Annotated in this window: 11 protein-coding genes and 1 rRNA gene; 5 read left to right on the forward strand and 7 right to left on the reverse strand. The window is 63.2% G+C overall.

Annotated elements, in window-relative coordinates; translation table 11 throughout:
* Window positions 1-16 precede the first annotated feature (16 nt).
* Window positions 17-1,189 (forward strand): hypothetical protein, encoded by a 1,173-nt coding sequence (locus BLS75_RS12725; protein ID WP_041120710.1) that lies wholly within the window; start codon window positions 17-19, stop codon window positions 1,187-1,189.
* A 113-nt stretch (window positions 1,190-1,302) separates the two neighbouring features.
* On the opposite strand, the gene can is transcribed toward BLS75_RS12725, so the two are convergent.
* A complete protein-coding gene (gene can, locus BLS75_RS12730) occupies window positions 1,303-1,947 on the reverse strand; it encodes a carbonate dehydratase (RefSeq protein ID WP_011063477.1) in 645 nt (214 codons plus the stop codon).
* A 155-nt stretch (window positions 1,948-2,102) separates the two neighbouring features.
* Between can and BLS75_RS12735 the strand changes: the two genes are divergently transcribed.
* Window positions 2,103-2,435: a serine kinase/phosphatase gene (locus tag BLS75_RS12735; protein WP_072450980.1), complete on the forward strand. Its 333-nt coding sequence runs from the start codon at window positions 2,103-2,105 to the stop codon at window positions 2,433-2,435.
* Between the two features lie 138 nt (window positions 2,436-2,573).
* Here the strand turns inward: BLS75_RS12735 and rimI are convergent, their stop codons facing one another.
* Window positions 2,574-3,026, reverse strand: coding sequence for a ribosomal protein S18-alanine N-acetyltransferase (gene rimI, locus BLS75_RS12740; RefSeq protein WP_011063479.1), 453 nt, complete (start codon window positions 3,024-3,026; stop codon window positions 2,574-2,576).
* On the reverse strand, window positions 3,023-3,823 hold the full coding sequence (locus tag BLS75_RS12745; RefSeq protein ID WP_015637039.1) for a hypothetical protein: 801 nt from the start codon (window positions 3,821-3,823) through the stop codon (window positions 3,023-3,025). Before BLS75_RS12745 ends, rimI begins: the two co-directional genes overlap by 4 nt.
* A gap of 179 nt (window positions 3,824-4,002) precedes the next feature.
* On the opposite strand from BLS75_RS12745, the gene mksB reads away from it, so the two are divergent.
* From mksB to mksF, 3 genes are read left to right on the forward strand one after another with little or no spacing between them, the layout of a single operon-like run.
* Window positions 4,003-5,280: an Mks condensin complex protein MksB gene (gene mksB / locus BLS75_RS12750; protein WP_041120711.1), complete on the forward strand. Its 1,278-nt coding sequence runs from the start codon at window positions 4,003-4,005 to the stop codon at window positions 5,278-5,280.
* Complete coding sequence (mksE, locus tag BLS75_RS12755; protein ID WP_072450981.1) at window positions 5,270-5,977, forward strand: Mks condensin complex protein MksE; 708 nt, start codon at window positions 5,270-5,272, stop codon at window positions 5,975-5,977. Before mksB ends, mksE begins: the two co-directional genes overlap by 11 nt.
* The gene (gene mksF / locus BLS75_RS12760; RefSeq protein WP_015637042.1) at window positions 5,974-8,817 is read left to right on the forward strand and encodes an Mks condensin complex protein MksF; all 2,844 of its coding nucleotides are present in this window, start codon (window positions 5,974-5,976) and stop codon (window positions 8,815-8,817) included. The genes mksE and mksF overlap by 4 nt, the downstream gene beginning before the upstream one ends.
* A gap of 155 nt (window positions 8,818-8,972) precedes the next feature.
* Here the strand turns inward: mksF and BLS75_RS12765 are convergent, their stop codons facing one another.
* The 4 genes from BLS75_RS12765 to rrf form a co-directional block, all read right to left on the reverse strand.
* Window positions 8,973-11,276, reverse strand: coding sequence for a PqiB family protein (locus tag BLS75_RS12765; protein WP_072450982.1), 2,304 nt, complete (start codon window positions 11,274-11,276; stop codon window positions 8,973-8,975).
* Window positions 11,269-11,892 carry a paraquat-inducible protein A gene (locus BLS75_RS12770; RefSeq protein ID WP_015637044.1) on the reverse strand — a complete coding sequence of 208 codons (624 nt, stop codon included), beginning with the start codon at window positions 11,890-11,892 and terminating at the stop codon, window positions 11,269-11,271. The genes BLS75_RS12765 and BLS75_RS12770 overlap by 8 nt, the downstream gene beginning before the upstream one ends.
* Complete coding sequence (locus BLS75_RS12775) at window positions 11,879-12,538, reverse strand: paraquat-inducible protein A (RefSeq protein ID WP_041119907.1); 660 nt, start codon at window positions 12,536-12,538, stop codon at window positions 11,879-11,881. The genes BLS75_RS12770 and BLS75_RS12775 overlap by 14 nt, the downstream gene beginning before the upstream one ends.
* Window positions 12,539-12,685: 147 nt before the next feature.
* Window positions 12,686-12,801, reverse strand: a 5S ribosomal RNA gene (gene rrf / locus BLS75_RS12780).
* Window positions 12,802-12,994: the final 193 nt, after the last annotated feature.

Here is a 12,994-nt window from a genome sequence, read left to right on the forward strand (position 1 = left end):
TGAAAAGGATCTGAGCATGTTCAAATTCGCAGGAATGACCCTGGCGCTGACCGCTGCTGCCCTGAGCGCGACGGCACAGGCCGATGTCGAAGTCGATCTGGGCAGCCCCCAGCGCGTCACCCAACTCTTCGCCTACCCCAACAACTGCAACGTGATCTGCTATCGCAACTGGACCCTGGAGGAGACGGTGGCTCACTACCTGACCCAGAGCGTGCAGCGTGACGGCTACAGCGCTGCAAAAGTCAGTGTCAAGACCACCGGCGACAAGGTCCTGGCCTCCATCAGCGGTGTGCCGGACGGCTACGACAAGCCCCTGAGTGCCCTGCTGGATGCCGGCGACCTGGCCTACAAGGGCGCCAGCCAGCTCAATGCCGATGGCAAATGGGCCTACAGCTGGTACCTGTTCCTGCCCCTGGGCATGGCCCTGGAAAACCGCAAGAGCGTCGAGCTGCTGCACTTCCCGCCGGACTATTCATTGACCCAGGCCCAGGACTATCTGGAGTCGGCCACCACCGACCGCTGGGCAACCCTGTTGACGGCCAACGGCATCGCCGCCGAGCAGACCCCGGCCTACCAGACCATCGTCGACATCGCGCCGATTGCCGCGCCATCGAGTGCCGGCAAGGACCTGGAGGGGGTCTACAGCTACTTCAACAGCTACCAGACCAGCATGGTCAAGCAGGTCAGCCAGAGCACCAGCGGCGCGGCCCTGCCGATGGTGGCCTTCGGCGCACCGGTGCGCAATTGGCTCAAACAGCAGTACGGGGTCACGGTGAATGTGCTGGGCCTGGCACAGATCAGCCCCAGCGAGGGGGTCAAGGTGCCGGTGCTGGGCTCCAACCACCCGAGCTATATCTGGTACGCGGCAGACCCGGCGAACTACGACGATGACCAGGCCAAGGCCGATGCCGCGGGGTTGAAAGTGATGGGCCAGGACCTGAGCGCGGCCTGCTGGCAGGCCGGCATGGGCAGCAAGCCGGGGACGGACCCGAGCACCCTGCTCGGCAGTTGCACCCAGACCTGGCAGGTGACGCAGAAAGTGCAGACCTGCGAGCTGTTCTACACCTCGGTGCGCAAGCTGAGCGAGCAGCAAGCCGCGGCCAAATGCACCAGTGCACCGGTCAAGACCCAGCTCAACCAGCTCAAGGCCCCGGCACCGGCGCCAAGCACCGAGGTACCGCACCTCTGAGCCGGCCGCTCAACCTGTAGCCGCTGCCGCAGGCTGCGATCGACCCGCAGGGTCGCGGTGCTCTGACAGAGCCCGCAAGCCTGCGCCCTATCGCCGCCTGCGGCCAGCGACGATCAGACCGCGCCTACCGGACGCAGCCGATACTGCGGCGGCAACTGCTCGAAGCCGCTGATGGTGGCGTTCAGGCTCTTCCAGCGACCGTCCTTGATGCCGTAGATGCAACCGTGGATCGACAGGCTCTGCCCGCGATGCCAGGCGTTCTGCACGATGCTGGTATGGCCGACGTTGGCCACCTGCTGGATCACGTTCAGTTCGCACAGACGGTCGACCCGCTCTTCTTCCGTGGGCAACTGCCCCAGCGCTTCACGGTGCTCGTAGTACAGGTCGCGGATCGAACGCAGCCAGCCGTCGATCAGGCCCAGCTGGCGATCCTGCATAGAGGCGCGCACGCCGCCACAGCCGTAGTGGCCGGTAACCAGGATGTGCTTGACCTTGAGTACATCCACCGCGTACTGGATCACCGACAGGCAATTGAGGTCGGTGTGCAGTACCACGTTGGCCACGTTGCGGTGCACGAACAGATCGCCCGGCAGCATGCCGACGATCTCGTTGGCCGGCACCCGCGCGTCCGAACAGCCGATCCACAGGTATTCCGGGGTCTGCTGGCGAGCCAGTTTGGAGAAGAAGTCCGGATCTTCCTGCTTGATCGCTTCGGCCCAACGCTCGTTGTTATCAATCAGATCTTGTAGTTCGTTCATGCTGTGAAGCCTCAAGAATGATGCGCTGCTTTGACAGACGGCCGCCCGTCGAGGTCACGCCTATTGCTACAGATACCGGCCATCCCTTGCGGGGGAATCTTCAGGGGCGTGCAAGGGTCCACCCTTTATCCAGTCCCGAAGTATGAGTAATCGCCATGAACGAATCACGACGCCCCTACAACGCCCCCCAGCCCGAACCCATCGACGACGATCAGGACCGCATGGGCTCCATGGAGGAGCTGCATTTCGATGACGACGAACCCGCCGCCCGCGCCAGCAACCGCGTCACGGACGACGGTGCAAGCGATGATGACCTGAGCCCGGAAACCCTGATCCGCGCAGACGGCGCCCGCTCCGCCCATGAGGCCGGTGCCGACAAACCGGCCGACTGGGACCTGAGTATTGTCGAAGAAGAGAACATTGGTGGCGGCAATGGCCTGGATGAAGCCGAACTGGCCCGCCGCGACCCGCTGGACGGCAAGCCCTGAGCCCTGCACCGCATTCAATGACGCGCTCTCCCGCAGGAGCCGGCTTGCCGGCGAAGAGGCCCTCAAGCCGTGCATCGCCCCGAATGGCGCCTTCGCTGGCAAGCCAGCGCCTACATTGGCCCGCGTGCGGTTAAAGGCTCAGTCGACCAGCGTGCAGGCCATGACCAGGGCGTCTTCGCGACCGCCTACCGCCGGGTAGTAGTCGCGGCGGCGCCCCACTTCATTGAAGCCATAACGCTCGTATAACCGATAGGCGGTCTGGTTGCTGGAGCGCACTTCCAGGAAACACTCCCGGGCGTCCTTCTGGTAGGCGCGCTTCATCAGCTCTTCCAGCAACCGCAGGCCCAGGCCGCGGCCCTGGCTTTCCGGCTTGACGGTGATGTTCAGCAGATGCGCTTCGTCGATGATCACCTGGATCACCCCGTGGCCCACTTGCTGGCTGCCTTCGAACATCAGCCAGACCTCGTAGGACTTGAAGGCATCCATGAAAATGCCCCGGGTCCAGGGGTGGCTGAACGCCGCATATTCGATTTTCAGGATGCTATCCAGGTCCGCTTCGGTGGCCAGGCGGAAGGTCAACGCGTCACTCATTGGTCATTTTGCTCATCAGTGCTTTTCCAGCGCGTCATCAAGCGACGCATGGCTTGCCAGACATCAGCCTTACGCTGTGGCTCTTCCATCAATAGTTCCAGGCCAGGCAGGGCCCAGGCCGAACCCAGGCCTTCGACCTGGAGTTCGCGGTTGTAGGATTCGGCATTCGCCTCGCCGGCAAATCGCACCGCCGGCAGGCCGATCAGCCACAGGCAGACACAGGGTTCCTGCTCGATCCGCACGCCGACAAAGGCCTGGACGAAATCCCGCGCAGCCTCGGGGCCCTGGTCCAGGTTGCCCCGGGTCAGCATCGGCCAGCGCACCGGCTCGGCGAGGATCTGCGGGCTGTCCGGCAGGCCGGCGGCGCGCAGCATGTCCTTGAGCAACAGGTAGGCCGGGTCGCGGCTCTGGAAGGCTTCGCCTGTGGGTAACTCCACCAGCAGCAGGCAACGGCCGGCCCGCAGCAACTGCAGGGCAAAACGTGGCGGCGGTACCACCGGGGCCTTGACCACCGGGGCCGGGGCCTCTTCGCCCTCGGTCGGCGCCTTGCTGGCTGGGCGCGCAGGGGCGGTGGAGGGGCGCGGCACCTCGATCTTCGGCCGTTCGACGTTCCTTGCCGCCGGCGCCGCGGGGGCCTTGGCCTCGACCACAGGGGCAGGCGGCGCCTCCACCTCCGGTTCCGGCAGGGCCAGCAACTCGGGGCGCGAAGGGGCGGCAAAGGGCAATTCGCTGCGCGGCAGCCAACTGACCACCTGCATGGCGGACAGATAAGCGCGACGACGGGACTCGATAAGCAAAGGTCGGCCACTTGTGGATAACTGAGGTGGGGGATTCTACCGTCCTTCGCCGAAGATCGCCCGCAGTTGATTGCGCACAAAAGCGACTGTCCGTCTCATACCTGGACCTGGGGGTGAATCGTCAGCCCCCTGATGCAGTACAATCGCCGCTTTTCATTGCCAACCAGCCGGCCATTCCGATGATCGAACCCAAGCGCGTCTTGCGCGCCCTCGCCGAACACTGGGCACTTCTGGAGCCGCTGTGCGAGCACTTCGACCAAGGCACCCTGAGTCTTGCCGAACTGCGTTCACAGCTGTCTGCCCAACAACTGGACAGCACGCCCCAGGACATCACCCACCTGCTGGACGTATGGATACGCCTGGACATCCTGGTCCCGGTGGCGAAAAGCCCGAACCGTTTCGAGCTCAATGCGCAGATCCACGACTTCCTCGCCTACCTGCGCCGTGAACACCGCCTGGGCCTGTGCCTGGAGATCGAAGCCTACCTGCGCCACCTCGAGCGCCTGGCCGGTTACATCCAGGACGCCTTCGACGTGCGCGACGGCAACGACCTGGCGCGCCAGCTGCGGTTGCTGGACATGCGCGTGCGCGATGTCCTGAAGAAGCTCGCCAACGACGAACAGGCCCTGGTGGCCGTTGCCGAGCGGGCCAAGACCAGCGACCGGCAGATCCCCCTGCGCCAGCGCTATGCCGAGGTGCTGGCCACCTGGGACGAATACGTCGAACCGATGATCCAACTGGTGAACGCCGACGGCGCCTTCGAACAGGGCGTGCGCAAGGTGGAGAACGTCCTGCTGCGCATGCTCACCGAACAGCAGCGCCTGGGCCACCTGGTGGACGACGACATGCTGTTGCGCACCCACGCGCGGATCCTGGAAATGCAGACCAGCGCCCAGCTGACCCTGCGCCATGCCCGGGAACTGCTGCTGCCGCTGCGTGAGGAGGCGCGCCGTCATAACGCCGTGACCCGCGGCGCGGCCCTGGCCCTGTCGGCCATCCGCCGCAAGGGCATCGACGCCGTGCCCCAGGCCGCCATGCCGATGTTCACCCGTCCGCAAAGCACCTTCCTCGGCAGCTCCGGCCAGGTGGAAGCCTATGTCTACGCCCTGGCCCGCTTCGAACCCAAGCCCGCGCGCTTCCCCAAGGCCCACAAGACCCACAAGGGCGTGGCCCCCAAGGCACCGCGCACGGTCCGGGAAATGCTCGAGCGCTGCGAAGATGCCCTGCCGATGCCGGACCTGATGAGCTGGCTGCTGGACCAGGAGCCCGATGGCGCCACCGACGAACTGCTGTACTGGTTCTCGCGCCTGTCCCGGGAAAAACGCTTCAAGCGCGAGCGCCTCGAACGCCGCGACTACCACACCCAGGAGCACCAGGTCAGCCTGCGCTCCTTCGCCCTGCTCTCGGCCCGCGATGACGCCGCCGAGCATTCTGCGAGCAACGCCAATGCATCTTGATCTTTCCGAACTGTCCCAGCTGGCGCCGATCTTCCGCGAGCTGTTCAAGGGTTACCACGTCAGCCGCCGCGACCCGGAGCTGTACGCCCAACTGTCGAACTTCCAGGACCAGTACCGCACCCTGTTCAAGGCCCTGGGCTTCGAGCTGGTGTGCGATACCCGCGGCTTCTACTACTTCGTGCCGGACAACGCCGCCGCCCAGGTGAACAAGACCGCCCAGCGCCTGGCGCTGTTCACCTTCATCCTGGTGGAGCACCTGGCCGACCAGGGCCGCGACCCGATCTCCGTGCTCGACGGCGGCAGCCTGGGCCGCGACGAACTGCCGTCGCTGCTGGAAAAATACCGCGACCTGTTCATCCAGGCCGAAGTGCAGACCCAGGAAGAGCTGGAAGAGAAAATCATGCGCCGCATGACCCAGCTGGGTTTTGCCGCCGAGGAGCCGGGGATCTATCGCTTCCTGCCGCCGATGCACCGCTTCCTCGATGTCTGCCTGTCGGTCCAGCAGGACCGCGACCTGGCCGCCAGCCTGCACAGCGTGCTGCCGCTGCCGACCCCGGTGCTGGTGGACGACGACAGCGACGAAAAACTGCTGCAGACCGATGACCCGCTGGACCTGAGCGAATTCGACGAGTCCGAAGAAAGTGAAGAAGACGCGCTGGCCCGAGCCATCGCCGAAGAACAGGAGCTCGACGCATGAGCAAGGAACGCTACGGCATCCGCCGCTTTGCCCTACTGAACACCGCCGGCTACAGCCTCGGCCTGTTCCCCCTGGAAGAGCCGCTGTCGGTGTACGGGGCCAACAACCTGGGCAAGTCGGCATCCATCAACGCCCTGCAATTCCCGATCCTGGCACGCATGTCGGACATGAGCTTCGGCAAGTACAGCCTGGAACAATCCCGGCGCTTCTACTTCGCTTCCGACACCAGCTACATCCTGGTGGAAGTCTCGCTGCCCCACGGCCCCCATGTGATCGGCGTGGTCGGGCGCGGCCCGGGCGGCGGTTTCGGCCACCAGTTCTTCGCCTACGCCGGGCAGCTGGACCTGGCGCACTACCAGAAGGACGACACCTGCCTGCGGCAGAAAGAGCTGTTCACCAACCTGGAGCGCCAGGGCCTCAAGGCCTATGAGCTCAAGCCCGATGAACTGCGGCGCCTGCTGGTGGGCGGCCACACCTCGATCCCCCTGGACCTGACCCTGATCCCGCTGCGCTCCACCAGCGAGCAAAGCCTGAAGACCTTCCGCGCGTTGTTCATCAACCTGCTGCACATGCGCGAAATCACCGCGGCCAAGCTCAAGCAGCTGTTCCTCGACGCCTTCGAGCACAGCCTGCGCTCCGGCAGCGTCGACTACATCGCCGCGTGCGACGAAGCTTTCCGCGACGTACGACGCATGGAGCAGGACTACAACTCCCTGGTGGCCGCCGGCCCCCTGGTGGAGGCCCTGGCCAACGGCGTGAAGCAGCGGGACATTCTGCGGGGCAAACTGCATCGCCTGTCGCCACTTCTGGATTCGCTGCTGGGCACTTGGTCGGACTACGCCGGCGCCCGCAAGGAAGAGCTGACCATCCAGGCCGAGCATTACCGCAACGAGCAGGACGCGCTGCAGAACGACCAGCGCAGCAGCACCCAGGAAATGATGCGCCTGGAGCGGGAAATCACCGGCACCCAGCGCTGGCTGGGTGAGCTGTCGGTGCTCAAGCACCGCTTCGCCCTGGTGGATGACGTCAAGGTCCTGGAACAGCAACTGCTGGCGGCCAAGGATGCTCACGACGAACTGGCCGGCGCCCTGGCCCAGTCCCGGCAATTCTCCGCCGAAGACCTGGAGGAGCGCCTGCGGGACCTGGAAAAACGCCTGAAGTCGGTGAAGCAGCAGCTCGATCATGCCGACAACAACAGCTACGCCCGCCTGCGGGAAGAGTTCTCCCAGCAGGACGTGGAGCGCCTGATGCGCCTGTTCAACAGCGCGCTGTTCAGCCTGCCCCTGGGCGAACACGGCATTGCCCTGGACGACAACGGCGAGTGGGTGAAGTCGGTGGAGCTGATCCTCGACGGCTTCAAGGGCGAGCGCTTCGAAGTGCCGGGGCTGTCGATCGACATCTCCCACATCGAACCGCCAGCCTTGCAGGCCCTGGCCGACCGCGCCGCCCTGCGGGATCAGAAAGAACGCCTGGAAAAAGAGCTCAAGCAGCTCAAGACCCAGGCCGCCGTGGCCGCCGACCGCGCCGCCAGCAAGACCCAGACCGAAGCCCTGTACCAACAGGTACTGGATGCCCAGAAGGCCCTGGAAGACTTCCGCCGCGCTCAGACTCTGAGCGCCGAGGAAGGCGAGAAGCTGGAGCAGCTGGCACAGATGGAGGCCGCCCAGGACGAACTCAAGCGCTCCAGCGACGCCTTCACCGAGCGCGTCCAGCAGTTGTCTGCGAAGCTGCAACTGGTGGGCCGGCAGATCGCCGACATGGAAGCCAAGCAGCGCACCCTGGACGACGCTCTGCGTCGCCGTCAGCTGCTGCCGGCAGACCTGCCCTTCGGCACGCCGTTCATGGACCCGGTGGACGATTCCATGGACAACCTGCTGCCATTGCTCAACGACTACCAGGACAGCTGGCAGGGCTTGCAGCGGGTCGACGGGCAGATCGAGGCACTGTATGCCCAGGTGCGCCTCAAGGGCGTGGCCAAGTTCGACAGCGAGGATGACGTAGAGCGGCGCCTGCAGCTGCTGATCAACGCCTATGCCCACCGCACCGACGAAGCCCTGACCCTGGGCAAGGCGCGCCGCGCCGCGGTCACCGATATCGCCCGGACCCTGCGCAATATCCGCAGCGACTACGACAGCCTGGAACACCAGCTGGCGCTGTTCAACCGCGAGATCAACAAGCGCCAGGTGTCCAACCTGCAGAGCTTCCGTATCGTCCTGGCGCCGAACAAGGAAGCCCTCAAGCACATCGACCAGATCATCCACAGCGCCGGGCAATACGAAGAAGGCGAGACCCTGTCGGTGTTCGACCTGAGCCAGAGCGCCGAGCAGGACAACAAGAACGAAGAAGCCAAGGAGTACCTGGCGCGGCTGGTGGCGGCCAACCACAACCAGCTGGGCCTCAAGGACCTGTTCGAACTGGCGTTCGAGATCACCAAGGTCAACGGCCAGCCGGTCATCCACACCGACATCGATGGCGCGGCGTCCAACGGCACCACCATGACCATCAAGGCGCTGACCAACATGTACCTGTTGCTGCACTTGATGGACCGCGACCAGGCCGGGCGCATCCGCCTGCCTTACTACCTCGACGAGGCGGCGGACATCGACGAGCGCAACCAGGCGGCGCTGCTGGAAACCAGCCTGCAACTGGGCTTCGTGCCAATCCTGGCCAGTGTGAAGCCCCAGGTTTCCGCCCAAGTGGCCATCGACCTGGAAGGTGGCAGCGGACCGAACGGCATCTACATCGACGAGGCCGATTGGAAGTTCATCCGTCGTCACGATCAGGTCAAGGCCGTGCTGAACGCAGAGCCGGAAGCAGAAGCGGAGCTGGACGAAGTCTGATTTCGTAACGCTGCAACGAAAAAGGCCGCGCTCTTCCGAGCGCGGCCTTTTTTATGGGAAAGCTGTTGTAGGAGCTGGCTTGCCAGCGAAGGCGTCCTCTGGCGCGACGCAGGGCTGAGGGCCTCTTCGCCGGCAAGCCGGCTCCTACAGGAAGGTTATTTGCCCAGGGGGATCTTCGGTGCCCAGGTCAGCCATTCCTCTTCGAACTTGTCGAACAGCGGGAAGGTCTGCTGAGGCCGCGCCGGGTTGCCCATGCGCTCGCCATCCGGCGTCGCGAAGGCAACCCCCCCCTGGATCAGGGTCTCCAGGGATTCGGTACGCACCGTCGCCCCTTTGAACAGGCCGAAGTCGACACCAAATCCACTGCTGTTCCAGAAGCGCGTACCACTGCGAATCAGCGGTGCGTACTTGGGTTCGATGAGGATGTGGATCAGTACCCGATCGGCCGTCTGGCCCAGCTCGTAACCGGTCACCTTGCCCACCGCCACTTCGCGGTAGGTTACCGGCACTCCGACTTTCAGCGAGCCACGCCGAGCAGCGCTCAACACCAGGCTCAGGCCGGCTTCCTGAACGCTGGCTTCCGGCGGTTGCGGCAAGGCGACAAAACTGGTCTGCACGCCCTGGCTCTTCGTCGCAGGCTGGACCTCGATGTATTGGCCGGTGACCAGGGTTTCCAGGTTCGAGGTCTTCATCAGGCCCAACTCCGGCTTGACCACCCAGAACTGGCTGCCGACCCGGGCGATGCGCTCGGGCACTTCGGTGATCCGCGCCTTGAGCATGACCGATTGCATGTCGGCGCTGAGGGTCACTTCTTCCAGCTTGCCCACGTCCAGGCCCTTGAAGCGTACAGGCGTGCCGGCCCGCAAGCCGTCGGCGCGATCAACCTTGATGCTCACCAGGGTGCCGCGCTGCGCCGCCTCCTCCTGGTTGGCGAACAGGCGGAAACGTGGAATGCGCTTTTTCAGCGGCACGTTGGGCAGCGGGGTCTCGAAGGCGATGCCACCCGCCATCAGGCTTTGCAGCGACTCGCTCTTGATCTGGATACCACCGGTCAGGCCCCCGGTCAGGGTGATGCCACTGACGTTCCAGAAGCGCGTCGAACCGTTGACCAGGCCTTCATATTCCTTCTCGATGTGGACGCCGATCACCAGTTGCTTGCGGGTGTGGGAGAACTGGTAGCTCTGCACCGACCCGACCTTGACCTGTTTATAGAGAATCGGGCTGCCGACATCCAGCGACCCCAGGTTGTCGGTGAACAGCACCATGTGCAGGCCGGGGGCACGCAGGTCCAGCGGCGGGGCCTTGGCCCGGGCCTCGAACTCGCGCTGGGGCGCGGCGCCCTTGTCGCCGGGACGGATAGCGATGTAGTTACCCTTGACCAGGGCCTCAAGACCGGTGATGCCGGCCAGGGAGATCGAAGGCTTGACGGTCCAGAACTGGGTGCCCTGGACCAGGTAATCCTCGGCCAGGGGATCGAGAGTCAGCTCGGCGGTGGCGCTGCTCAGGTCGGAGTCGACCTTCAGGGCTTTCAGGCTGCCCACCTGGATGCCCTTGTACATCACCGGGGTGCGCCCGGCCTGCAGGCCTTCGAAATCGGTGAGCTTGACCTTGACCCGGATCCCGGCCTGGGCGGCGTCGAAGTCCTCATACAGACGGAACGGCAGGCTTGGGTCGGTGGGCGGGCTGTCCTTGCGATTCTCCGGCGTGGCAAAGGCGATCCCCCCGGCGACGATGCTGGACAGGGACTCGCTGCGTACTTTTACCCCGGACAGGTTGGCGTCGATGCTGATGCCGCTGGCGTTCCAGAAACGTGTGTGCTTGCGCACCAGATTGGCATAGGTGGGCTCGATATAGACCTTGAGCTCTACCGTGTTCTGGTCTTCGGAGAGCAGGAAGCTCTTGATCTGGCCAACCTGGATCTGCTTGTAGAACACTGGGCTGCCACGGTTCAGCGACCCCAGGCGCTCGGCCTTGATGGTCAGGTGCAGGCCCGGCTTGGCATCAGATAAAGGAGGCTCTTCGGCCAGGGCCTTGAACTTGCGGCTCGGCTCGCCATCCCCGGGGCTGACGGCGATGTAGTTGCCCGAGACCAGGGTTTCCAGGCCAGTGATCCCGGCCAGGCTGACACTGGGTTTGACCAGCCAGAAGCGGGTGTTGGTCTTCAGGTACTGTTCGACGTCCTTGTTCATCTCGACTGTGGCAATCACTCCCTTGGAGTTGCCCTCATCGTCCAGAGCCAGGGTTTTGACCTTACCTACGGGCATGCCCTTGTAGACCACTTCAGTCTTGTTGGCCTGGATCCCCTCGCCGCTTTCAAAGCGCAACTGGATCTCGATACCGGTCTGGCTGTAGGCACGCCAGCCCAGCCAGCCGCCGATGATCAGGGCAATCAGTGGCAATACCCAGATAGCCGACCAGTTGGAGGCCGGGCGGGTTTTGGCGGTAGGCAAATCACTCATGGTCGTCGTCCGACTCCGTGTTATCCCAGATCAGTCGGGGATCGAAAGTTACTGCAGCCAGCATGGTCAGAATCACCACGCTGGCAAAGGCAACCGCACCGAGATTGGCCTCGATGCTGGCCAGCCGGCCAAAGTTGACCACCGCCACCAGGATGGCGATGACAAAGATATCCAGCATCGACCAGCGGCCGATGAACTCGATAAAGCGGTACATGATGATCCGCTGTCGGGCCGAGAGCGGCTGGTGACGTTGCACCGAAAACAACAACAGGGCAATGCCCACCAGCTTGAAGGTGGGCACCAGGATACTGGCGACGAACACCACCGCAGCGATGGGAAACATGCCGTGCTGCACCAGCTGGATGACCCCCGACATGATGGTGCTGGGGTCACCCTGGCCCAGGGAACTGACGGTCATGATCGGCAGCACGTTGGCCGGGATGTAGAGGATCGCGGCGGTGAGCAGCAACGCCCAGGTGCGCAGTATGCTATTGGGGCGACGAGGATGAACCATGGCCCCGCAGCGAGTGCAGGTCTGCTCTTCGCTGTCAGCCTCCTGCCGATTCAACTCGTGGCATTCAGTACAGATCAGAATGCCTGCCTCAATCGCCCGCATGTATGTCCTCTCCCGATAACGCTTGCCAGATCTGGTGAGGCGACATCACCACCTCCAGCCAGACCTGCACCAACAACAGACTGATAAAACACACCAGGCCCAGGCCCACGGTAATGGATGCCATGTCGGCCAACTTGACGATGGCCACCAGCACCCCCATCAGGTAGACCTCGAGCATGCCCCAGTCGCGCAGATGATGATAAATGCGATAGAGCAGCAGGCCGTAACTGCGGCCGATGTCCCAACGAATACTCAGCAGGACTAAAAGCTGACAAATCAACTTGAGCAGGGGAATGCCCATGCTGCACAGGAACACCACCACCGCCACGCCTTCCATCCCGGTGTCGAACAGCCCCTGCACACCGCTCCAGACCGTGTCCTCAGAAGACTGTCCCAGTAGATTGAGCTGCATGATGGGTAGAAAGTTCGCCGGCACATAGAGCAACAAGGCCGCGATCACCAGGGCCAGGCTGCGTTCGACCACATTGTGCCGGTGCGCGTAGAGCTCATAGCCACAACGAGGGCACTGGGCTTTCTCACCGAGGGCGAGCTTGGGCTTGCGCATCAGCAAGTCGCATTCATGGCAGGCAACCAGGTCGTCCAGTGGTAATTCTGACAACCCGGGGGCGTCAACCGGATCTGGCATAGAAGGCTCTGGGAGTGGAGAAAGTAACGGTTATTCTAGTGTTCCAATCCGAAAATAACTGTGCAAATTTGTTTGCGAATAAGAGCAAATTTTCCACGCGCAAAACAAAACCCCAACTGCATATGCAGTTGGGGTTTCGGAATTTAATCTTGACGATGACCTACTCTCACATGGGGAAACCCCACACTACCATCGGCGATGCATCGTTTCACTTCTGAGTTCGGGATGGGATCAGGTGGTTCCAACGCTCTATGGTCGTCAAGAAATTCGGTAGCCAGTCCGTTGCTTGTGCAACGTGCCAGCGAATGGGTATGTAATAGGTTTGTGTGTTCGCAAACTTTCGGTTTGTATCGTCTTCACACACCGCAACTCGCTTCTTAAGCAAATTGCTTGGGTGTTATATGGTCAAGCCTCACGGGCAATTAGTATTGGTTAGCTCAACGCCTCACAGCGCTT

The sequence above is a fragment of the Pseudomonas sp. NFPP12 genome, assembly GCF_900103205.1.
In the GTDB taxonomy this organism is placed as follows: domain Bacteria; phylum Pseudomonadota; class Gammaproteobacteria; order Pseudomonadales; family Pseudomonadaceae; genus Aquipseudomonas; species Aquipseudomonas protegens.